Source organism: Aeromonas crassostreae, assembly GCF_054052445.1.
In genome coordinates this window covers 249,148-269,457 of record NZ_JBSTYM010000002.1, presented here as the reverse complement: position 1 = coordinate 269,457, position 20,310 = coordinate 249,148, and the positions used below count along the sequence as shown (strand labels likewise).

At 63.9% G+C, this 20,310-nt stretch carries 22 protein-coding genes; 15 read left to right on the top strand and 7 right to left on the bottom strand.

What is annotated here, in order from left to right; genetic code table 11:
- Positions 1-30: 30 nt before the first annotated feature.
- The 4 genes from ACW5W4_RS02935 to ACW5W4_RS02920 all read left to right on the top strand — a co-directional run bounded on the left by ACW5W4_RS02935 (position 31) and on the right by ACW5W4_RS02920 (position 4,590).
- Positions 31-1,383 carry a sigma-54-dependent transcriptional regulator gene (locus ACW5W4_RS02935; RefSeq protein WP_408794206.1) on the top strand — a complete coding sequence of 451 codons (1,353 nt, stop codon included), beginning with the start codon at positions 31-33 and terminating at the stop codon, positions 1,381-1,383.
- Between the two features lie 224 nt (positions 1,384-1,607).
- Complete coding sequence (locus ACW5W4_RS02930) at positions 1,608-2,597, top strand: TRAP transporter substrate-binding protein (protein ID WP_408794204.1); 990 nt, start codon at positions 1,608-1,610, stop codon at positions 2,595-2,597.
- Positions 2,598-2,644: 47 nt separating this feature from the next.
- The gene (locus ACW5W4_RS02925) at positions 2,645-3,181 is read left to right on the top strand and encodes a TRAP transporter small permease (protein WP_456688334.1); all 537 of its coding nucleotides are present in this window, start codon (positions 2,645-2,647) and stop codon (positions 3,179-3,181) included.
- Positions 3,182-3,186: 5 nt separating this feature from the next.
- Entirely contained in the window at positions 3,187-4,590 is a 1,404-nt protein-coding gene (locus tag ACW5W4_RS02920) for a TRAP transporter large permease (RefSeq protein ID WP_456688333.1), read from the top strand.
- 135 nt (positions 4,591-4,725) lie between these two features.
- Here ACW5W4_RS02920 and ACW5W4_RS02915 read toward each other — a convergent pair whose 3' ends face one another.
- Entirely contained in the window at positions 4,726-5,421 is a 696-nt protein-coding gene (locus ACW5W4_RS02915; protein ID WP_456688332.1) for a ParB-like protein, read from the bottom strand.
- A 163-nt stretch (positions 5,422-5,584) separates the two neighbouring features.
- Between ACW5W4_RS02915 and ACW5W4_RS02910 the strand changes: the two genes are divergently transcribed.
- Both ACW5W4_RS02910 and ACW5W4_RS02905 read left to right on the top strand, forming a co-directional pair.
- Positions 5,585-7,189 (top strand): peptide ABC transporter substrate-binding protein, encoded by a 1,605-nt coding sequence (locus tag ACW5W4_RS02910; protein ID WP_456688331.1) that lies wholly within the window; start codon positions 5,585-5,587, stop codon positions 7,187-7,189.
- Positions 7,190-7,325: 136 nt separating this feature from the next.
- On the top strand, positions 7,326-7,640 hold the full coding sequence (locus tag ACW5W4_RS02905; RefSeq protein WP_456688330.1) for a hypothetical protein: 315 nt from the start codon (positions 7,326-7,328) through the stop codon (positions 7,638-7,640).
- 132 nt (positions 7,641-7,772) lie between these two features.
- Here the strand turns inward: ACW5W4_RS02905 and dusA are convergent, their stop codons facing one another.
- Entirely contained in the window at positions 7,773-8,756 is a 984-nt protein-coding gene (gene dusA, locus ACW5W4_RS02900) for a tRNA dihydrouridine(20/20a) synthase DusA (protein WP_456688329.1), read from the bottom strand.
- 136 nt (positions 8,757-8,892) lie between these two features.
- Here dusA and zur point away from each other — a divergent pair, with 136 nt between their 5' ends.
- From zur to ACW5W4_RS02870, 6 genes are all read left to right on the top strand, one after another.
- Positions 8,893-9,351 (top strand): zinc uptake transcriptional repressor Zur, encoded by a 459-nt coding sequence (gene zur / locus ACW5W4_RS02895; RefSeq protein WP_042002307.1) that lies wholly within the window; start codon positions 8,893-8,895, stop codon positions 9,349-9,351.
- Positions 9,341-9,802 (top strand): chemotaxis protein CheX, encoded by a 462-nt coding sequence (locus ACW5W4_RS02890; protein WP_408794185.1) that lies wholly within the window; start codon positions 9,341-9,343, stop codon positions 9,800-9,802. Before zur ends, ACW5W4_RS02890 begins: the two co-directional genes overlap by 11 nt.
- 5 nt (positions 9,803-9,807) lie before the next feature.
- A complete protein-coding gene (locus ACW5W4_RS02885) occupies positions 9,808-10,032 on the top strand; it encodes a hypothetical protein (RefSeq protein WP_408794184.1) in 225 nt (74 codons plus the stop codon).
- 182 nt (positions 10,033-10,214) lie between these two features.
- A complete protein-coding gene (locus ACW5W4_RS02880; RefSeq protein ID WP_427260845.1) occupies positions 10,215-10,745 on the top strand; it encodes a helix-turn-helix domain-containing protein in 531 nt (176 codons plus the stop codon).
- Positions 10,742-11,473, top strand: a complete 732-nt coding sequence (locus ACW5W4_RS02875; RefSeq protein ID WP_456688328.1) for an AzlC family ABC transporter permease — start codon at positions 10,742-10,744, stop codon at positions 11,471-11,473. Before ACW5W4_RS02880 ends, ACW5W4_RS02875 begins: the two co-directional genes overlap by 4 nt.
- Positions 11,466-11,813: an AzlD domain-containing protein gene (locus tag ACW5W4_RS02870; RefSeq protein WP_427260847.1), complete on the top strand. Its 348-nt coding sequence runs from the start codon at positions 11,466-11,468 to the stop codon at positions 11,811-11,813. Before ACW5W4_RS02875 ends, ACW5W4_RS02870 begins: the two co-directional genes overlap by 8 nt.
- 91 nt (positions 11,814-11,904) lie before the next feature.
- Here ACW5W4_RS02870 and brnQ read toward each other — a convergent pair whose 3' ends face one another.
- Together brnQ and ACW5W4_RS02860 are read right to left on the bottom strand one after the other, a co-directional pair.
- Entirely contained in the window at positions 11,905-13,215 is a 1,311-nt protein-coding gene (gene brnQ, locus ACW5W4_RS02865; protein ID WP_427260848.1) for a branched-chain amino acid transport system II carrier protein, read from the bottom strand.
- Between the two features lie 191 nt (positions 13,216-13,406).
- The gene (locus tag ACW5W4_RS02860; protein WP_456688327.1) at positions 13,407-14,117 is read right to left on the bottom strand and encodes a tRNA1(Val) (adenine(37)-N6)-methyltransferase; all 711 of its coding nucleotides are present in this window, start codon (positions 14,115-14,117) and stop codon (positions 13,407-13,409) included.
- 118 nt (positions 14,118-14,235) lie between these two features.
- Between ACW5W4_RS02860 and srmB the strand changes: the two genes are divergently transcribed.
- Positions 14,236-15,459: an ATP-dependent RNA helicase SrmB gene (gene srmB, locus ACW5W4_RS02855; protein ID WP_408794169.1), complete on the top strand. Its 1,224-nt coding sequence runs from the start codon at positions 14,236-14,238 to the stop codon at positions 15,457-15,459.
- A 224-nt stretch (positions 15,460-15,683) separates the two neighbouring features.
- Here the strand turns inward: srmB and yaaA are convergent, their stop codons facing one another.
- Genes yaaA through tapT form a run of 3 tightly spaced genes read right to left on the bottom strand, consistent with a single transcriptional unit; the run spans position 15,684 to position 18,644 of the window.
- Positions 15,684-16,457: a peroxide stress protein YaaA gene (yaaA, locus tag ACW5W4_RS02850; RefSeq protein ID WP_456688326.1), complete on the bottom strand. Its 774-nt coding sequence runs from the start codon at positions 16,455-16,457 to the stop codon at positions 15,684-15,686.
- 34 nt (positions 16,458-16,491) lie between these two features.
- The gene (locus ACW5W4_RS02845; RefSeq protein ID WP_456688325.1) at positions 16,492-17,601 is read right to left on the bottom strand and encodes a PilT/PilU family type 4a pilus ATPase; all 1,110 of its coding nucleotides are present in this window, start codon (positions 17,599-17,601) and stop codon (positions 16,492-16,494) included.
- Between the two features lie 8 nt (positions 17,602-17,609).
- Complete coding sequence (tapT, locus tag ACW5W4_RS02840) at positions 17,610-18,644, bottom strand: type IVa pilus ATPase TapT (protein WP_427260852.1); 1,035 nt, start codon at positions 18,642-18,644, stop codon at positions 17,610-17,612.
- A 39-nt stretch (positions 18,645-18,683) separates the two neighbouring features.
- Between tapT and ACW5W4_RS02835 the strand changes: the two genes are divergently transcribed.
- Positions 18,684-19,385, top strand: coding sequence for a YggS family pyridoxal phosphate-dependent enzyme (locus tag ACW5W4_RS02835; protein WP_456688324.1), 702 nt, complete (start codon positions 18,684-18,686; stop codon positions 19,383-19,385).
- A gap of 88 nt (positions 19,386-19,473) precedes the next feature.
- Positions 19,474-20,298 carry a pyrroline-5-carboxylate reductase gene (proC, locus tag ACW5W4_RS02830; protein ID WP_456688323.1) on the top strand — a complete coding sequence of 275 codons (825 nt, stop codon included), beginning with the start codon at positions 19,474-19,476 and terminating at the stop codon, positions 20,296-20,298.
- The last annotated feature ends 12 nt before the right edge of the window (positions 20,299-20,310 follow it).

Genomic DNA, 20,310 nt, shown 5'->3' with positions numbered 1-20,310 from the left:
GGCCTCCCCCGCCCGCTCGAGGAGAGCCCCATGAACCAAGTCATGCTGATCGACGATGAACACCACCTGCGCCTCTCCCTCGGCCAGACCCTGGAGCTGGCCCAGTGGCAGGTCACCACCTTCGCCAGCGCCGCAGAGGCCCTGCCCCACATCAGCCCCCAGTGGCCCGGCATCATCATCAGCGACATCAACATGCCCGGCATGAACGGCATCGCCCTGCTCGAGGAGGCCATGAACCGCGACGCCGAACTGCCGGTGATCCTGCTCACGGGGCACGGCGACATCTCCACCGCGGTGCAGGCCATGCGCCTGGGAGCCTACGACTTCATCGAGAAGCCGTTTGGCACCGAGCAGCTGCTGGAGGTGGTGCGCCGGGCCTGCGACAAGCGGCGCCTGGTGCTGGAGAACCGGGAGCTGCGCAGCGAACTGGAGGCCCAGAGCGGGCCCGGGCCCCGCCTGCTCGGCGCCCACCCGGCCATCAAGCGGCTGCGCCAGCTCCTCACCCACATCAAGGATGCCCCCGCCGACGTGCTGATCATGGGGGAGACGGGGAGCGGCAAGGAGCTGGTCGCCCGCTTCCTGCACGACCATTCGGTGCGTGCCGCCGAGCCCTTCGTCGCCATCAACTGCGGCGCCGTGCCCGAAACCATGATGGAGAGCGAACTGTTCGGCTTCGAGGCCGGCGCCTTCACCGGGGCCCAGAAGCGCCGGGTAGGCAAGATTGCCTGGGCAGACAGGGGCACCCTCTTTCTCGACGAGATAGAGAGCATGCCGATGGCGCTGCAGATCAAGCTGCTGCGGGTGCTGGAGGACCGCAAGGTCGAGCCCCTCGGCACCAATCACCCCATCCCCCTGGACATCAGGGTGCTGGCGGCCAGCAAGGTGGATCTGAAGAAGCTGGTGGAGCAGGGCGCCTTTCGCGCCGACCTCTATTACCGGCTCAATGTGGTGCGGGTGGATATCCCCCCATTGCGCGAGCGCAAGGAGGACGTGCCCCTCTTGTTCGAGAACTTCCTGCGGGTGGCGGCCACCCGCTATCAGCTGGCGCCGCCCCGGATCGGGGCCGAGCAGCGGGCCTGGCTGCTGGCCCACGACTGGCCGGGCAATGTGCGCGAGCTGCGCAACCTGGCCGAACGCTGCGTGTTGCTGGGGGAAGAGGGGGCCTTCGCCGACCTCAGCCTGGGGCGCGAGGCCCTGACCCTGGCCGAGCAGGTGGATCGCTTCGAGCGGATACTGCTGACCGATACCCTGAGCCAGCACAGGGGCCGGCTCAAGGAGGTGCAGGAGAGCCTGGGGCTGCCGCGCAAGACCCTCTACGACAAGATGCGCAAGTACGGCCTCGACAAGCAGGACTACAAGCTCGGCGAGGAGGGGGCGGACTAGCCAGCCCCGGTTTCGCCCGCCGGATCCACCCGCCCCATGGGGGAAAAATCACCCGGTCCGGGGGGCGAATGGGGGGGATTTCCCCCCTTTTTCCCGGGCAGCCTCCCTCCCCCACCCCGCCCGGCCCCTTGTAGTTAATGAAATGTTGCCTGTTTGTGAGTGTTGGCACGCAAGTTGCGATGTCAGGTGGCAATGACCCGCACTCACACACAAGGAAGAGAGACATGACATTTCACATCCGTACCCTGACCGCCGCCCTCACCCTGGCGCTCGGCCTCTCCTCGGCCATCGCCGCCCCCATCGAACTCAAGTTCTCCCACGTGGTGGCGGAGAACACCCCCAAGGGCCAGATGGCGACCCACTTCAAGCAGCTGGTGGATGAGCGCCTCCAGGGGCAGGTGGAGGTCAAGGTCTACCCCAACTCCCAGCTGTTCGGCGACGGCAAGGAGCTCGAAGCCATGCTGCTCGGCGACGTGCAGATGATCGCCCCCTCCCTCTCCAAGTTCCAGAAGTACACCGATCAGCTGCAGATCTTCGACTTGCCCTTCCTGTTCAATGACATGGCCGCGGTCGACCGATTCCAGCAGGGCAAGGAGGGGCAAGCTATGCTGGGTTCCCTCGAGAAGTACGGTCTGGTGGGCCTGGGGTATCTGCACAACGGCATGAAGCAGCTCTCCGCCAGCCAGCCCCTCAAGACCCCGGCGGACGCCAAGGGCAAGAAGTTCCGCATCCAGACCTCGGACGTGCTGGCCGCCCAGTTCGAGGCCATCCATGCCGTGCCGGTGAAGAAGCCCTTCGCCGAGGTGTTCACCCTGCTCCAGACCAAGGCCATCGACGGCCAGGAGAACACCTGGTCCAACATCTACTCCCAGAAGTTCTTCGAGGTGCAGCCCTATATCACCGAAAGCAACCACGGGGTGCTGGATTACCTGATCGTCACCAACGCCGAGTTCTGGAACGGCCTGCCGGATGGGGTCCGTAGCGAGCTGAAAAAAGCACTGGATGAGTCGGTCGCCTACGGCAACAAGATTGCCGCCGAGAAAGATGGCGAGGACAAGGCCGCCATCTTCGCCTCCGGCAAGAGCCAGCTGGTTACCCTGACCGACGCCGAGCGCAGCCAGTGGGTCGAGGCGATGAAGCCGGTCTGGCAGCAATTCGAGGGGGCCATCGGCAAGGCGCTCCTCGACGCCGCCGTCGCCGCCAACCAGCCCTAAGCCAGCCAGCGGGGCGCCCCCGGGGGGGGCCCCCCCCGGAGGATCCCATGAGAAAACTCGTCTATCAGCTGGAGGAGGCCATCATAGGCCTGCTCCTGGTCAGCACCACCCTGCTGGTCTTCATCGAAGTGGTGATGCGCTTCTTCTTCGATACCGGCCTGCTCTGGGCCCAGGAGCTGACCCTCAACCTCTGTGCCTGGATGGTGCTGTTCGGCGCATCCTGGGGAGTGCGGGTCGGCGCCCATATCGGGGTGGACGCCTTCATCAAGGTACTGCCCGCCCATTGGCAACGCCGCCTCACCCTGCTGGCCGTGGGCCTGTGCCTGGTCTACTGCTGCTTCTATTTCTACGGTGCCTGGATCTACCTGGCCAAGCTCAAGGCGATCGGCATCGAGATGGAGGATCTGCCCATCCCCCGCTGGCAAGCCATGAGCATACTGCCCATCGGCCTGGCCCTGCTGTTCGTCCGTTTCCTCGGGGTCGGCGTCATGGTGTGGCGCGGCCAGATGCAGGGCTTCGCCCTCGCCGATGAGGCCAGGGAGAGCATGCACCTCATCGACCACGACCCGGATCAGAAGGTATAACCACAATGGCAACACTGACCCTCTTTACCCTGCTGATCCTCTCCATGTTGCTCGGCATGCCCATCGCGGTGGCCCTCGGCCTCTCCAGCGTCACCACCATACTGCTCTTCTCCAACGACTCCCTCGCCTCCCTGGCGCTCAAGTTGTTCGAGGCCACCTCGGAGCACTACACCCTGCTCGCCATCCCCTTCTTCGTGCTGTCGTCCGCCTTTTTGTCGACCGGCGGCGTGGCCAAGCGGATCATCAACTTCGCCATGGACTCCGTCGGCCACATCCGGGGCGGCCTCGCCATGGCGTCGGTCATGGCCTGCATGCTGTTTGCCGCCGTGTGCGGCTCCAGCCCGGCGACCGTGGCCGCCATCGGCAGCATCGTCATCGCCGGCATGGTGCGCTCCGGCTATCCCCAGGCCTTCGCCGCCGGGGTGATCGCCAACGCGGGCACCCTGGGGATCCTGATCCCCCCCTCCATCGTCATGCTGGTCTATGCGGCGGCGACCGAGGTCTCGGCATCCCGCATGTTCATGGCCGGCTTCCTGCCGGGGCTCATGATGGGGGGCCTCATCATGGTGGTCATCTATGTGGTGGCCCGCATCAAGGGGCTGCCGAGCCAGCCCTTCCCCGGGGTCTTCACCCTGCTCGGCAGCGGTGGCAAGGCCCTCGGCGGTCTCTTCCTCATCATACTGGTGCTGGGATCCATCTACGGAGGCATCGCCAGCCCCACCGAGGCGGCGGCGGTGGCGGCGGTCTACGCCTTCTTCATCGCCGTCTACGGCTATCGCGACATAGGCCCCCTCAAGGGGGTGGCCTGGCGCAACCAGGGGGAGTCCCTGCTCGGCGCCAGCCTGCGCAACCTGGTGTTGCTGCCCCTCTCCCTGCTCAGATCTCCCTTCGACCGCGAGGTGGGCCATGTGGTGCGCGACGCCGCCAAGGTGAGCATCATGCTGCTGTTCATCATCAGCAACGCCATGCTGTTCGCCCATGTGCTCACCTCGGAGCGGATCCCCCATGCCATCGCCGAGGCCATCATCGCCTGGGGCCTGCCCGCCTGGGGCTTCCTCATCGTGGTGAACATACTGCTGCTGCTGGCGGGCAACTTCATGGAGCCTTCGGCCATCGTGCTGATCATGGCGCCCATCCTGTTCCCCATCGCCACCCAGCTGGGCATAGACCCCATCCACCTGGGGATCATCATGGTGATCAACATGGAGATAGGCATGCTGACCCCGCCGGTGGGGCTCAACCTGTTCGTGACCGCCGGCATCACGGGCCAGAGCATGGGCTGGGTGATCCGCGCCTGCCTGCCCTGGGTCGGCTTCCTGCTGCTGTTTCTCATGCTCATCACCTATGTGCCCCAGATCACCCTGTTCCTGCCGGAATACCTGGACGGGCCCAGTCTGGCGCTGCCCTGACCGGCAATCCGTCCCCCCACAAAAAAACCCCCCCCCCCCGGGGGGGGGGTATGTGGGGGGCGAGCCCCCCCCCCCCCCCCCCCCGCGGCGCGGGTTTTCCTGGGCGGGCAAGGCACGCCCTGGCAACCACGGCGGTCAAGGCCCCTTGCTGCGACACTGCTTGCCGGGATAACCGGGCAGATCCCGGGCCGCCTGGGTGCAGGCGAGCCGCTTGGCCTGCTGCAGGCGCGCCGTCAGGTTCTCCCGGGTCACCGGCCGCCACTGCATCTGCTGGCCGAGCCAACTGGCCCAGGCAAACTCGACGAAGTAGACCTGCTTGTTCTTCTGAAAATAGCCGGCATCCTGCAACAGACCCGCCAGGGTGCGGTAGGGGTAGTCGGGCAGGGCGTCGATGCGGCCTGGCAACTGCTCGGGCCTGATGGGCTGGCCCCGCTCGTCCTTGAGCCAGGCCCAGTGGTTGTGCTGCATCTGGCTCCAGAAATGGCGCTCGTCCTGCAGCCGGGCGATCACCTTGACCCTGGCCTCCCTGACCCCGGTCTGCCACAGGGCCCTGGTGAGATGATGCCGGTCCACCAGCCAGTAGCCGCCATCCGGGGCGATGACGACGGGGATCTCCTTCTTCTTCATGTAGCCGTCGAGCTGTTTCTCGCGCGTGCCCGCCAGCTTGCGCGCCGTCTCCTCCACCTGCAGCTGGCCTATGCCCGCCTGGGTCGGCTGCAGCGCGGCGATCGCCACCTGGCACCAGCTCCCCACCCGGGTGTCGGGCTGACACGGCTCCAGCGCCCAGGCCCCCTGACTCAACAACCCCAGTATCCACCACCCTAGTCTCATCCTCTCCCCCCAGCCGATCCCGTTCACACCCAGATAAAAAGGGCCCGTGCCAGCCCTGGTCGGCGCTGGCGGTCTGGCCAGCAATGGGGATATCATGTTTTCCCACCGGCAGGCGAGCACTTGTCGCCGACTTTTCTCCCCGCTTCACATTAAGGATCTGACCATGACAGGATGGCGCCCCTTGCTGTTACTGCTGGCCATGGGTGCTGCCCAGGCCGCCGATGTCCCGCCCGATGCCAGACTCGCCGCCGAGCAGACTGTGGTGCGCCATCTCAAGGATGAGCCCAGCAGCCTGAGCCCCCTCAAGCTGGTCGGCCTGCCCGAGTTGCAGGTGGTGCGGGATCTGTTCGAGGGGCTGCTGACCCAGAGCCCGGATGGCAGCGTGCAACCCGGGGTCGCCCAGTCATGGCACAGTGACGACAACCAGCACTTTCGCTTCCGGCTGCGCCAGGACGCCGCCTGGTCAAACGGGGATCCGGTCACGGCCCACGACTTCGTCCATGGCTGGCGCCGGCTGGTCGATCCCAAAGAGGCGGCCACCTTCGCCTGGTTCGCCCAGCTCGCCCATTTCGAGAACGTGGACAAGATAGTGGCCGGCGAGCTGAGCCCGGAGCGGCTCGGGGTCGAGGCCATCGACGACCACACCCTCAAGGTCAGCCTCTCCCAGCCCGTGCCCTATTTTCTCAACCTGCTGACCCACCCCAGCCTCTCCCCCCTGCACGCGGCCAGCATGGCGCAACACGGTCAGCAGTGGACCCAGCCCGGCAAACTGGTCGGCAATGGCGCCTTCGTGCTGGCGGACCGGGTGGTCAACGAGCGGCTCGATCTGGTGCCCAATCCCCACTACTGGGACAGGGCCCATACGGTGCTGACCAGGGTCACCTTCCTGCCCATCAACCAGGAGAGTGCTGCCACCAACCGCTATCTGGCGGGGGATATCGACATCACCGAGTCCTTCCCCAAAGAGCAGTACGCCAGGCTGATCAGGCAGATCCCGGGCGAGGTCCATACCCCGGAGCAGCTGGGTACCTACTACTACGCCTTCAACACCCGCCAGCCTCCCCTCGACGACGTGCGGGTGCGCAAGGCGCTCTCCTATGCCATCGACCGGCGGCTCATCGCCGACAAGGTGCTGGGCACGGGGGAGAAACCCGCCTACCACTTCACCCCGGACGTGACCGCCCACTTCAGCCCCAAGCCCAACCCGCTCTCGACCCTGAGTCAGGAGGCGCTCGATGCCCAGGCCAGGCAGCTGCTGGCCGAGGCCGGCTATGGCCCCCAGCGCCCCCTCACCCTGACTCTGCTCTACAACACGGCCGAGGTGCACAAGAAGCTGGCCCTGGCCGTGGCCAGCATGTGGAAGCAGAAGCTGGGCGCCCGGGTCGAACTCACCAATCAGGAGTGGAAGAGCTACCTCGACAGCCGCCAGAGCGGCCAGTTCCAGGTGATCCGCTCCTCCTGGGTAGCCGACTACAACGACCCCTCCGCCTTCCTCGAACTGTGGCGCAGCAGCAACGGCGGCAACATGGCCCGCTTCGCGAACCCGGGCTATGACGCCCTGCTGGATCAGGCCTCCCGCGACACCAGCCAGGCCAGTCGTGGCCAGCTGTTCGATCGGGCCGAGACCCTGCTGCAGGAGCAGGCCCCGATAGCGCCCCTCTACCAGTACACCAATGCCAGGCTGATCAAGCCCTGGCTCAAGGGCTACCCCATCAACAACCCCGAAGACGTAGCCTACAGCCGCCAGCTCTATCTGCTCGCCCACTGAGCAGGCCCCAGGTGACCGCCGGGGCGCGGTCACCTGCCCCTGCCAGAAATGGCGTCATTTTTGTCCTGTACCCGGCGGCCATTACGCCATAAAATAGCCGTTAATCAGCCACTTACTAACAAACCAATCAACGAATATGCCTCGTCTTCTCCTCCTGACCCTGCTGATCAGCCCGCTCGCTCACGCCGCGTCCGCCCCTCCCCGGGAAGATCAGTGCCGTCAGGCCTTCTTGCAATGGATGCTGGATCAGCAGCAGGTGTTCAGCGATCGCAAGGCGAGCAAGCAGGATCGCCGCCAGGCGGAGCGCGCCATCGATCTGGTGCGGGCCGAGTATGAGAAGGAGGAGAGCTTCTGCCAGAGCATGGCCCTGGCCCAGCAGAAGCTGGGGGCCGATCCCCGCTTCAAGCCAAGGCGCGGCGAGATCCACGACTTCACGCCGGATCAGGGCTAAGCCGCCCCCTGCGGCCCGGGCAGCCTGGCCTCCATCACCGGCCATAAAGAGTCCGGCAATAAAAAGCCCCGCACGAGGCGGGGCGTTTCATCGACACAGGGTCATAGACCCCAAATCCGATACCGGCCGGGCTCAGACCACGGCTTCGCCGCTATGCTCGGGTACCTTGGCCATGGCGTCCAGCACCACCTGGATACCAGCCCCCGGCTTGCAGGCGTTCTCGCTCAGGTGACGGCGCCAGGCGCGGGCCCCCGGCATGTTCTGGAACAGCCCCAGCATGTGGCGGGTCACGTGGGAGAGGTAGTTGCCCTTGGCCAGCTCCTGCTCCAGGTAGGGCAGCATCATGCGCACCACCTCGTGACGGCTCGGCACCGCCCCCTGCTGGCCGAACACCCGGTTGTCCACCTCTGCCAGGAGATAGGGATTCTGGTAGGCTTCGCGCCCCATCATCACACCATCCACATGTTGCAGATGTTCCAGCGTCTGCTCCAGGCTGGTGACACCGCCGTTGAGGGCGATGGTCAGCTCGGGGTAATCCTGCTTGACCCGGTAGACCCGCGGGTAGTCCAGCGGCGGGATCTCGCGGTTCTCCCGGGGGCTCAGGCCGCTGAGCCAGGCCTTGCGGGCATGGACGATGAAGGTGTCGCAGCCGGCGTCGCGCACCTGCTCGATGAAGGCCTGCAAGAATTCGTAGGAGTCTTGATCGTCGATGCCGATCCGGGTCTTGACGGTCACCGGAATGGCCACCACGTCGCGCATCGCCTTGATGCAGTCGGCCACCAGGGCGGGCTCCCCCATCAGGCAGGCGCCGAAGCGGCCGTTCTGGACCCGATCCGAGGGGCAACCCACGTTGAGGTTGATCTCGTCATAGCCCCGCTCCTCGGCCAGCCTGGCGCAGCGGGCCAGATCCACCGGGTTGCTGCCCCCCAGTTGCAGGGCGATGGGGTGCTCCTGCTCGCTGTAGCCCAGATAGTCACCCTTGCCGTGGATGATGGCGCCCGTGGTGACCATCTCGGTATAGAGCAGGGTCTGGCGGGTCATCAGACGGTGAAAGTAACGGCAATGCCGATCGGTCCAGTCCAGCATGGGGGCGATGGAGAAGCGCTGCGCCTGCATAAAGATCATCCGGGTGGCTATGGGAGGGGGCGGATATTAGCACAAGGGACGCCGCGCCCAGAAAATGAATTTTGACGCCGCGCCAAGAGAGGCCCTATGTTAGTATCCGCAGACGATACAGGCCATTTGCGTGATCATGAATCAAGACCAACTGCTACAAGCCGCCGAGCGCCTCTGCCAACAGCGCGGCATTCGCTTCACCCCGACCCGGCGCCAGGTTTTTCGCCTGCTGGCTGCCCATGGCAATGCCATCAGCGCCTACGATCTGCTGGCCCAGTTGCAGAAGACCGAGGCCAGCGCCAAGCCGCCGACCGTCTATCGCGCCCTCGACTTTCTGCTCGAGCAGGGGTTTGCCCACAAGGTGGAGTCCCTCAACGCCTTCATCTTCTGCTGTCACTTCGACCATGCTCATCCCATGCAGCTGCTGATCTGCGATCGCTGCGGCGACGTGGTCGAGCTCCATGACGACGCCATCGACCACGCATTCTCCGAGCAGGCCCGTCTGCATGGCTTTACCATTACCAACAAGACCATAGAGGCTCATGGACAGTGCGTCCGCTGCGCGCCTCCCGTAGGAAGTCAACATGAAGGCTGATTTTGTCAATCCGTTCCTGCTCTCCCTGCTCAACGTGCTGTCCACCATGGCCCAGCTCGAGCTGACCCCGGGCAAGCCCAAGCGCAAGCTCGACGAGCTGGCCCGTGGCGATGTCTCCGGCCTCATCGGCATGGTCGGCCCCCAGACCCGGGGTTCTCTCTCCATCAGCTTCGAGAAGGGGCTGGCGCTGGAGATCATGCGCCGCATGCTGGGGGAGGCGCCGGCCACCATCAACGAGGAGGTCACCGACATGGTGGGGGAGATCACCAACATGGTCACCGGCGGCGCCAAGCGCATGCTGGGGGAGAAGGGCTATGAGTTCGACATGGCGACCCCCGTCATCGTCTCGGGTCCCAATCACACCATCACCCACAAGGCGGATGGCAGCAAGATCATGATGCCATTCGACTCTGAGTATGGCCGCGCCACCATCGAAATCTGCTTCGAGTAACCACCATGTGGCGCCTGCTGAAGTGGTGTCTCGTCGGGCTTGTCCTGCTGCTGATCGGCTCCGACATAGAGCTGAGCACCTCCCTCTATCGCTACCAGGACAACAGGGTGGAGATCGCCTTCCCCCGCTGGGAGAGCCAGCATCCCTGGGCCACCTTCTCCTGGCATGCGGGCGAGAGCCGGTTCCACTGGTACGGTCTGGCGGGCAAGCCCACCGCCGAGCCGCTCTGAGCGCGCACGGTTGAGTGAGAGAGGCCGGCCCATGCCGGCCTCTCTCATCTCCAAAGCCCCCTTGCCCCTCCCCCGTCACCCCCCAGATGGGGATGGGCGATCCAAAGGGTTTGACAGCGGATTGTTCGTTATATAGAACGTTCAATATATGGAACGTTCTATATAACGAACAGGAACCTGTCATGGATAAACCCCTTCTCGATACCCTGGGGCGCCACCTTCAGGCGTTGCGGCTGGCCCGGGGCCTGTCCCTCTCCCAACTGGCCCAGGATGCCGGCATCGCCAAGTCGAATCTGTCGCGCCTGGAGCAGGGGTGCGGCAACCCCACCCTGGATACCGTCTGGCGCATCGCCATTCAGCTCAATGTGCCGTTCGGCAACCTGGTGGCCCCCATCTGCGCCCCCGTCTTCGACGACGGCATGCAGGTCAGGCTGATCGATCAGGGCACGGATGACCCCCATGTGGATGTCTACTGGATGTCCTGCGCGCCCCACGCACAGCGACGGGCCGAGCCTCACTCACCAGGATCGTCCGAATCCATTACTATCATCAGCGGCCAGCTTGAGGTGGGCACGGAAGGGCACACCAGGCGGCTGAATCCGGGGGAGAGCCACACCTTCCCCGCCGATCAGCCCCATCTCTATCGCGCCGGGGAGACCTGGGTCACCCTGCTGGTCACCATCGTCTACGCAAGCAAGGGGAACGCCAAATGACCCAGGAAATCAAAATTCGCGGCAAGCGCCCCTTCGTCATGGGGCTGCTCGAGGCAGTGCCCCTGCTGGGGGGCTATATCCCGGTCGCCGTCTCCTTCGGACTGATCGCCATCCAGGCCGGCTTCAGCCCATGGGAAGCCGTGATCGTCTCCACCCTCATCTATGCCGGGGCATCGCAGTTCCTGTTCGTGGCCATGGTGGCCTCGGGGGCGCCGCTCTGGCTGGTGGTGGTCATGACCCTGCTGATCAATGCCCGTCACGTTGTGTATGGGCCGAATCTGGCCCCCTACCTGCCCCGCAACCGGTGGTGGCCATGGCTGATGCACGGCCTCACGGATCAGATCTTCGCCCTGGCCCACACTCGCCTGCCGCAGCTGGCACCGGCAGAGCGCCTGGGCTGGTTCACCGGGGCCATGCTGCTCGCCTGGGCCAGCTGGATTGGGGGCACGGCTCTCGGCGCCATCGCGGGGGGTGAGCTGACGGCGCGCTGGCCCCTGCTCGGCGAGGTGATGCCCTTCGCACTGCCGGCCTTGTTCCTGGTGCTGCTGGCGCCACGCTTTACCTCACGCCAGTGGTCCCTGACCCTGGGCAGCGCCATCCTGGGGGCCATGCTGCTCAAGATGATGGGCTTTGCCAACGCGGCCATTCCCCTGGCGGCCATCTGCGGCGCCATCCTCTTCTACCTGATGGAAGCCAACTCGAAGACGGGAGAAACACAACATGGATAGCACCCTCTGGATCGCCATGCTCGCCGCGGCGGCGGGCACCTTTTTGCTGCGGATGCTGCCCCTGCTCTGGATGCAGCGGCACCTGGATCGCCGCGACAGTCAGAAGACGGTGGAGCAGATGCCAGTCTGGCTCAGGGTGCTGGGCCCGGCCATGATAGCGGCCATGTTCGGCGTCTCCGTGGTGCCGGCCACCCTCACCCCCACCTCCTGGCTGGCGACCCTGCTCGGCGGGGCGCTGACCCTGGCCGTCTGGTATCGCACCCGCTCCCTGGGCTGGCCCGTGTTTGCCGGCGTCGCCATGTTTGGCGTCGTCAAGATACTGGCCACCTTCTCTCAATAGAGGAAAAGGGAGACAGGCTCGTTGGCCTGAGTCCCAATAAAAAGAGCCAGCAGTGACTGCTGGCTCTTTCAAACGGGGACGCGGGTCGGAATCAGGCGGTCGCGTCGCTCACCGGTTTCTCGTTGCCACGCACCATGACACCCAGGCCACAGGCGGCCAGGGTCGGCAGCAACCAGGCCAATCCCTTGTCAAACAACGGCAGGAAGGCGAAGGCATCCATCTTCATGCCGGCGGCACCCAGACCATCCAGGCAGCCGAACAGGAATGCCACGGCCAGCACCAGACGGAACGTCAGGCGGGGGTGACCGAAGTAACCCTTCAGGAAGGTCACCAGCACCAGGGCGACCGCAACCGGGTAGATGGCGACCAGCACAGGGATGGAGAGGCTGATCAGCTGGCTCAGGCCCACGTTGGCCACCAGGGCGCAGGCGGCCCCCAGGATCACCACCAGCTTGCGATACGCCATGCCGGTGAGGTTGTGGAAGAAGTCGGCACAGGCGGAGATCAGACCCACGGCGGTGGTGAAGCAGGCCAGGGTGATGATGCCGGCCAGGATGAACTGACCCGGCTGACCGAACAGACTCAGCACATAGGCGCTGACGATGGCGCCGCCGTTGCTGGTATCGGTCGCCACGCCGGCGGCAGAGTTGCCCAGCTGGAACAGGGAGATGTAGACCACGGCCAGGCCGATGGCGGAGATGACACCCGCGATGGCCAGATACTTGAACTGGCTCTGGTAGTCATTGATGCCCTTCTTGCGCAGGATATCGACGATCAGGGCGCCAAACATCAGGGACGCCAGGGTATCCATGGTGTTGTACCCCTCGAGGATCCCCTTGATGAAGGCATCGTTCTGGTAGTCGGCCACCGCGGCAGGCATGGTGCCCTGGGGCGCCACGAATACCCCGACCGCCAGCACGATCAGCAACAGCATCAGCATGGGCGTGAGGAATTTGCCGATGGCATCCATCAGGCGACCCTGATTGAGGGAGACCAGGATGGCAGCACCGAAGAAGACCAGGGTGTAGACCAGCAGGCCCTGGGCGCCCATCTCGCCCAGGAAGGGCTTGAGGCCCATCTCGTAGGCCACCAGGCCGGTACGGGGGGCGGCGAAGGCCGGGCCTATGATGATGTAGATGGCGACTGCCAGCGCACTGGCGATGCCGGCGGGCAGCAGCTTGGTCATGCCGGCCCAGCCGTTACCCGCCTTGGCGACGGCCAGTATGGTGATGAGCGGCAGACCCACGGCGGTGACCAGGAAGCCCAACATGGCCAGGGTCATGTTCTCGCCAGCGAGGAAGCCCGCCAGGGGCGGGAAGATGATGTTGCCTGCGCCCAGATAGAAGGCGAAGGTCATAAAGCCCAATCCGAGCACATCAGATAATGTCAGTGATTTCGTCAAGTTCAACCTCGTCTGTCTTGTAAACTATTGCTTGTTATAGTTTTTTATTGGTCATCGCCCCGGAAATTCGCCGGGTAAAAAAAAGGAGCCCCGCGCATTTTTTCATCGCAACCAGTGGTTTTGGCTGGTCTTGAGCGGGTGCTCATTTAAGTGTCAGCATAATGATGTGAAAAAATAGTTCAAGACGAAATTTACATCTTCAAATAGAAGGGGGCGGTCAGTTGGATATATCTGTTGGAATAGCCACCATCAGCAGAATGGATCACAATTTCACCCCGCTCACACCTGTTTAATTCTCTGCCTAGCAGCAGTAAAACACGATTTGCCGCTTTTCCGGATTTGGTGATAACAGCTGTATAACAAAGTTCGTGCAGATCATAGTGTGGCAAACTGGATATTATTTCATCAGCCAGCGCCGTCGGCAGCACAAGGGCGACCCGCCCCCGGGGAGCGAGCAGGCGATCACAGGCATCGAGCAAGTCCCGGCTGTCCAGGGAGCCCCGGTGGCGTGCCCTGGCCCTGGCGGGATCCTCGAACCCTTGCCCGGCGCCGAAATAGGGCGGATTGGAGACGATGAGGTCATAGGGCGGCGCCTCATGCTGCTGGATGGCTCCCCCCCTCATCTGTACCCGATTCGCCCAGGGCGACGCCGCCACGTTTTCCCGCGCCTGGGCCAGCGCCGCCGCCTCCAGTTCGACCCCGGTGATCTGGCAGTCCGGACCGCTGCGTTGCGCCAGCATCAGGGCGATGAGGCCGCTGCCACTGCCGATGTCCAGCACCCGCCTGGCCCCCTCGACGGGCGCCCAGGCGCCGAGCAGTATGCCATCCGTGCCCACCTTCATGGCACAGCGGTCATGGTCGATATGAAACTGCTTGAAGGTAAAACCGCGACTTGGGCTCATCTGCTTCCCGCTCTGACGAAAAAGGGTCGGCGATTATAGCCAGTTCCCGCCGCCAGCCATAGGAGACGACGGCATAATCGCCTATAATCTGCCGTTTCCTTAATGACCGAGCATTGCCATGAGCCAATCCTTTGATGATTTCGACCTCAATCCAGCCCTCAACCGGGCCCTGGCCGAGATGGGGTTCACCCGTCCCACCACCATTCAACAGATGGTGCTGGAGCCCGCACTGGAGGGTCGTGACATCCTGGCTTCTGCGCCCACTGGCACCGGCAAGACGGCCGCCTTCCTGCTGCCGGCCATGCAGCATCTGCTGGATTTCCCGCGTCGCAAGCCGGGCCCCTGCCGCATGCTGATCCTCACCCCGACCCGCGAGCTGGCCCTGCAGATCACCGCCCATGCCAAGGCGCTGGCGGCACATACCCATCTGAGCATCGAGACCATCATCGGCGGCGTCAGCCACGAAGAGCAGCTGCCCGCGCTGACCAAGACCACGGACATAGTGGTCGCCACCCCGGGCCGCCTGCTGGAGTACATCGACAAGGAAGAGTTCGAGAGTCACGACATCGAAGTGCTGGTGCTGGATGAGGCGGATCGCATGCTGGACATGGGCTTTGTCAAGGATGTGAATCGCATCGTGGCCGAGGCCCGTTACCGCAAGCACACCATGCTGTTCTCCGCCACCCTGGAGGGGGCGGGCCTGGAGAAATTTGCCAACGAGATCCTCAACGAACCCGTCGAGCTGCATGCCGAGCCGCCCCGCAGCGAACGGCGCAAGATAACCCAGTGGATCCACCTGGCCGACGACGCCGCCCACAAGCTGGCGCTGCTGACCCATATCCTCAAGGATCCCGAGACCCAGAAGGCCATCGTCTTCGTCCGTACCCGCGAGCGGCTGGCGGAGCTCTCCGGCCAGTTGCAGGCGGCCGGCGTCTCCTGTGCCTGGATCCGTGGCGAGATGGAGCAGAGCAAGCGCATCGAGTCGATCCGCAAGTTCCACGAGGGGGAAGTGCCCTTCCTCATCGCCACCGACGTCGCCGCCCGCGGCATCGATCTGCCCAACGTCAGCCATGTCATCAACTACGACATGCCCTATGGCACCGATGTCTATGTGCATCGCATCGGCCGCACCGGCCGGGCCGGCAACCGTGGCTGCGCCATCAGCCTGGTGGAAGCCCACGACATGGCCATGGTGGCCAAGATTGAGCGCTACACCGAAGAGCGGCTCAAGCGCCGGGTCATCGACACCCTGCGCCCCAAGCACAAGGAAGCCCGGGTGCCGGTGAAGAAGAAAAAGCCGAAGGATGCCAAGAAGAAATCGGCGAAGAAGAAAAAGAAGTAATCGCCCTTCGCTCGCTCATTCTGCCCATGCACGGCCATCTTCGGATGGCCGTTTGCGTATTCACGACCAGTGTTCGGCAAGAACCGCTGGGGCAATCAGCCACCAGCGGCGGCGAACAGGCAAGAAAAAGCCGACGTATGAACGTCGGCGAATAAAAAGTGCTTACAACAGAGGATTCACATATTAAGACCCGGGGGCCCGTGATTGGTTCCCTGCCATTTCAATTAATTTTCCGAGCGCTTGAACATCAGGGTGCCGTCGCCGGACTCCTCGGCCACGAACCGGTAGCCGCCGCTGTCGAAACCGGTCAGCTGCTCGATCCGGGTCAGGCGGTGCTTGATGATGTAGCGGGCCATCATGCCCCTCGCCTTCTTGGCGTAGAAGCTGATGATCTTGAACTGGCCGTTCTTCTCGTCCTTGAAGACGGGGGTGACGATCCTGCCCTTGAGTGCCTTGGGACGCACCGACTTGAAATACTCGTCGGAAGCCAGGTTGATCAGCACCTCATCCCCCTGAGCGGCCAGGGCGCGATTGAGCTGCTCCGTGATGATGTCGCCCCAGAACTGGTAGAGATCCTTGCCCCGCTCGTTGTCGAGGCGGATCCCCATCTCGAGGCGATAGGCCATCATCAGATCGAGGGGGCGCAGCACCCCGTAGAGCCCGGACAGCATGCGCAGATGCACCTGGGCGAAGTCGAAATCCCCCTCCTCGAAATCCTCGGCCGCCAATCCGGTGTAGACATCCCCCTTGAAGGCCAGGATCGCCTGGCGAGCATTGGCCGGGGAGAAATCGGGCTGCCATTCGGCGAAGCGGGCGGCATTGAGGCCGGAGAGCTTGTCGCTGATCTTCATCAGGCTGGCGATCTGGGCCGGGCTCAGTTGCCGCGCCCGTTCGATCAGGCGGGCGGAGTGATCCAGCAGTTCGGGTCGGGTGAAACGGGAGGTCGCCAGCGGCGACTCGAAATCCAGCGTCTTGGCCGGGGAAACCACAATCAGCATAACGATCCTTTCCAGAGGGAGGGGCCAGCGGCCCCTATTCATCCACAGTCACGCCCTCCAGCGTACCAGAATCCAGGGGGCCCTTGCCGGACAACTTTATCTGCAGGCGCAGATCGTTGGCCGAATCCGCATGGGCCAGCGCCTCGGCAAGGCCGATGCGCCCCGCCATGAACAGCCGGAACAAGCCCTGATCGAAGGTCTGCATCCCCAGCTCCGGCGACCGGGTCATCACCTCCTTGAGGCGGTGCATCTCCCCCTTGCGCAGGATGTCGCTGATGATGGGGGTATTGAGCATCACCTCGAACACGGCGCAGCGTCGCCCGCCATCGAGAGCCGGCACCAGTTGCTGGGCTATGATGCCCCTCAGGTTGCAGGAGAGATCGAACAGCAGCTGGCGGTGCTTCTCGGTCGGCACCAGATGCAGGATGCGGTCGATCGCCTGATTGGCGTTGTTGGCATGGAGGGTGGCGAGGCACAGGTGCCCCGTTTCGGCAAACTGCAGGGCGAAGGCCATGGTCTCTGCGCTGCGGATCTCGCCGATGAGGATCACATCCGGCGCCTGACGCAGCGAGCTCTTGAGGGCGACATCGAATGACGCCGTGTCTATCCCCACCTCCCGCTGGGTGATCAGGCTGCGACCGTGCTGGTGCACGAACTCCACCGGATCCTCCACCGTCAGTATGTGGCCTTCGCTGTGCTGGTTGCGATAGCCAATCATGGCGGCCTGGGTGGTGGTTTTCCCGGTACCGGTCGCCCCGACGAACAGCACCAACCCCCGCTTGGCCATGCCTATCTCCTTGAGGATGTCGGGCAAGCCCAGCTCCTCGAAGGTGGGGATCCGGGTCTCGATCCGGCGCAGCACCATGCCGGGCAGCGCCTGTTGCCAGAAGGCGCTGACCCGAAACCGGCCAAGGCCCGGCTTGTGGATGGCGTAGTTCGCCTCCTGAGTCGCCATGAAACGGGCGAGATGCTCCGGGCTCAGGGTCTCCCGGATCAGGGCCAGGGTCTGCTCCTCATCGAGCGGGGCCCCATCGATGGGAAGCAGCCGGCCATCCACCTTGACCATGGGGCGACTGCCCACGGTGACGAACAGATCCGATCCTTGCCGTTCAACCAGCTGTGCCAACAGCGACTCGAGTGTCATACGCGCTCCTAGATAGAATTGGGATCCACCGCCTTGGCCTTGGCATCCAGCGACGCCACAGTGCCGCGGCCCACCAGCTGTTTCAGGCTCTGATCCATGGTCTGCATGCCGTGCACCATCCCCGTCTGGATCACGGAGTAGAGCTGGGCCACCTTGTCTTCCCGGATGAGGTTGCGCACCGCCGGGATGCCCAGCATGATCTCGTGGGCCGCGACCCGGCCGCCGCCGATCCGCTTGAGCAGGGTCTGGGAGATGACGGCCCGCAGGGACTCGGACAGCATGGAACGCACCATGTCCTTCTCCGCCCCGGGAAACACGTCGATGATCCGGTCTATGGTCTTGGCCGCCGACGAGGTGTGCAGGGTGCCGAACACCAGATGGCCGGTCTCCGCCGCCGTCATGGCGAGGCGTATGGTCTCCAGATCGCGCATCTCCCCCACCAATATGATGTCCGGATCCTCCCGCAGCGCAGAACGCAGCGCGTTGGCGAAGCTTCTGGTGTCCCTGTGCACTTCCCGCTGGTTCACCAGGCAGCGCTTGTTTTCGTGCACGAATTCGATGGGGTCCTCAATGGTGAGGATGTGGTGATGGTAGTTTTCGTTGATGTAGTTGACCATGGCGGCCAGCGTGGTGGACTTGCCCGAGCCGGTCGGCCCGGTCACCAGCACCAGGCCGCGGGGATATTCGGCAATCTTCTGGAAGATAGCCGGAGCATCGAGGTCCTCCAGGGTCAGCACTGTGCTCGGAATGGTGCGAAAGACGGCCCCGGCCCCGCGAGATTGCTGGAAGGCATTGACCCGAAAGCGCGCCATGTTGGGCACCTCGAACGAGAAGTCGACCTCAAAATTCTCCTCCAGCTCCTTGCGTTGATGGTCGTTCATGATGTCATAGATGAGGGCATGGACTTCCCGCTGATCCAGCGCAGGCAAATTGATCTTGCGCACCTCGCCGTCAACCCGGATCATCGGTGGCACCCCGGCCGAGAGATGTAGATCCGAGGCGTTATGTTTTACACTAAAGGCCAATAACTCTGTGATATCCATAGACTTGTCATTCTCCCATCACAAGATTGTTAACGAAATATGAGCCAGATTCTGCAACAGCTGACAGGGGTCAGGGCACGCATTCAGCAGGCCGCCAGCGCGGCCGGGCGAGACCCGGCCCACATCCGCCTGCTCGCGGTCAGCAAGACCAAACCCGTCGAGGCCATCCGTGACGCCTACCAGGCCGGACAGCGCCGCTTCGGCGAATCCTATGCCCAGGAGGCCTGCGCCAAGATTGATGCCCTGCGCAGCCAGGGTGGCTTCGCCGATATCGAATGGCACTTCATCGGGCCCCTGCAGTCCAACAAGTCCAAGCTGGTGGCGGAGCGGTTCGATTGGGTGCAAAGCGTCGATCGAGACAAACTTGTCGAGCGCCTCGCCCGGCAGCGGCCGGCGCAACTTGCGCCGCTAAATATCTGTCTGCAAATCAATATTAGTGGAGAGAGTAGCAAATCCGGCGCATCTGAATCAGAGATTTTCCGGCTGGCCCAGTTGGTTGCACAATCGGATCGCCTGCGATTGCGCGGTCTGATGGCCATCCCAGAACACACTCAGGACCCGGACGTGCTGGGGCAACAGATGCAGAGCATGCAGGCTCTGTTCACCCGGCTTGCGCAACAATATCCCACGGTCGATACCCTCTCGATGGGCATGACGGAGGATCTGGAGGCCGCCATCTTGCATGGCAGTACCATGGTCCGAGTCGGCACCGCCATCTTCGGGGCCCGTGACTATTCATGAGGCCCGCAGGCCACACACAGGCGTCGCCGCGCCCCTGCGGGACGCAAGCGAACTCGACATACCCAGACATCATCAGCAGGAGAGCTTGATGCAACAGAGAAGTATTGCCTTCATCGGGGCGGGTAACATGAGCCGCAGCATCATAGCCGGCCTTCGCCAAGCGGGTTATCCGGCGGATCGGATCCTGGCCGCCAACCCCAGCCGTCCCAAGCTCGACGAGCTGGCGCAGCAATTTGGCATCGGCATCACCCAGGATAATGCGAAGGCCGCCAGGGCGAGCGACGTCATCGTGCTGGCCGTCAAGCCCCAGCTGATGGCCACCATGCTGGCACAGCTGGTGGCCGAGCTGGGTTCCCTTGAGGGCAAGCTGCTCATATCCATCGCCGCCGGGATCCGGATCGCGCGCCTGAGTGACATGGCCGGCGGCCACCCACGCATCATCCGCACCATGCCCAACACCCCTTCCCTGCTCGGTCTTGGCATGACGGGCCTCTATGCCCCCGCCGCCATCGATGCAGAGGACAGACTGTACGCAGAGCAGCTGATGCAGTCCGTCGGCAAGACCCTCTGGGTCGAGCAGGAGTCCGGCATCAATGGCGTTATCGCGGCCGCCGGCAGCGCCCCTGCCTACTTCTTCCTGTTCATGCAGGCCATCGCCGAACAGGCCGAGGCCATGGGCTTCAGCCCGCAGCAGGCCAGGTTGCTGGTGCAGCAGACCGCGCTGGGCGCCGCCGCCATGGTCGAGCAGAATCCCCAGCTGTCGCTGCAGGCCCTGCGCGAACAGGTGACCAGCAAGGGAGGCACCACGGCCGAGGCCGTGCGCACCTTCCAGGAGCAGGGGCTGATGCCGCTCACCGCCCACGCCATGCAGGCGGCCGTCGCTCGCGCCGCCGAGATGGAAACCCTCTTCTAAATCAGGAGTTCA

Bases quoted from the DNA above. Each gene is read 5' to 3' on its own strand.
- ACW5W4_RS02935 (WP_408794206.1), top strand. From the start codon at position 31: ATGAACCAAGTCATGCTGATCGACGATGAACACCACCTGCGCCTCTCC.
- ACW5W4_RS02930 (WP_408794204.1), top strand. From the start codon at position 1,608: ATGACATTTCACATCCGTACCCTGACCGCCGCCCTCACCCTGGCGCTC.
- ACW5W4_RS02925 (WP_456688334.1), top strand. From the start codon at position 2,645: ATGAGAAAACTCGTCTATCAGCTGGAGGAGGCCATCATAGGCCTGCTC.
- ACW5W4_RS02920 (WP_456688333.1), top strand. From the start codon at position 3,187: ATGGCAACACTGACCCTCTTTACCCTGCTGATCCTCTCCATGTTGCTC.
- ACW5W4_RS02915 (WP_456688332.1), bottom strand. From the start codon at position 5,421: ATGAGACTAGGGTGGTGGATACTGGGGTTGTTGAGTCAGGGGGCCTGG.
- ACW5W4_RS02910 (WP_456688331.1), top strand. From the start codon at position 5,585: ATGACAGGATGGCGCCCCTTGCTGTTACTGCTGGCCATGGGTGCTGCC.
- ACW5W4_RS02905 (WP_456688330.1), top strand. From the start codon at position 7,326: ATGCCTCGTCTTCTCCTCCTGACCCTGCTGATCAGCCCGCTCGCTCAC.
- dusA (WP_456688329.1), bottom strand. From the start codon at position 8,756: ATGCAGGCGCAGCGCTTCTCCATCGCCCCCATGCTGGACTGGACCGAT.
- zur (WP_042002307.1), top strand. From the start codon at position 8,893: ATGAATCAAGACCAACTGCTACAAGCCGCCGAGCGCCTCTGCCAACAG.
- ACW5W4_RS02890 (WP_408794185.1), top strand. From the start codon at position 9,341: ATGAAGGCTGATTTTGTCAATCCGTTCCTGCTCTCCCTGCTCAACGTG.
- ACW5W4_RS02885 (WP_408794184.1), top strand. From the start codon at position 9,808: ATGTGGCGCCTGCTGAAGTGGTGTCTCGTCGGGCTTGTCCTGCTGCTG.
- ACW5W4_RS02880 (WP_427260845.1), top strand. From the start codon at position 10,215: ATGGATAAACCCCTTCTCGATACCCTGGGGCGCCACCTTCAGGCGTTG.
- ACW5W4_RS02875 (WP_456688328.1), top strand. From the start codon at position 10,742: ATGACCCAGGAAATCAAAATTCGCGGCAAGCGCCCCTTCGTCATGGGG.
- ACW5W4_RS02870 (WP_427260847.1), top strand. From the start codon at position 11,466: ATGGATAGCACCCTCTGGATCGCCATGCTCGCCGCGGCGGCGGGCACC.
- ACW5W4_RS02860 (WP_456688327.1), bottom strand. From the start codon at position 14,117: ATGAGCCCAAGTCGCGGTTTTACCTTCAAGCAGTTTCATATCGACCAT.
- srmB (WP_408794169.1), top strand. From the start codon at position 14,236: ATGAGCCAATCCTTTGATGATTTCGACCTCAATCCAGCCCTCAACCGG.
- yaaA (WP_456688326.1), bottom strand. From the start codon at position 16,457: ATGCTGATTGTGGTTTCCCCGGCCAAGACGCTGGATTTCGAGTCGCCG.
- ACW5W4_RS02845 (WP_456688325.1), bottom strand. From the start codon at position 17,601: ATGACACTCGAGTCGCTGTTGGCACAGCTGGTTGAACGGCAAGGATCG.
- tapT (WP_427260852.1), bottom strand. From the start codon at position 18,644: ATGGATATCACAGAGTTATTGGCCTTTAGTGTAAAACATAACGCCTCG.
- ACW5W4_RS02835 (WP_456688324.1), top strand. From the start codon at position 18,684: ATGAGCCAGATTCTGCAACAGCTGACAGGGGTCAGGGCACGCATTCAG.
- proC (WP_456688323.1), top strand. From the start codon at position 19,474: ATGCAACAGAGAAGTATTGCCTTCATCGGGGCGGGTAACATGAGCCGC.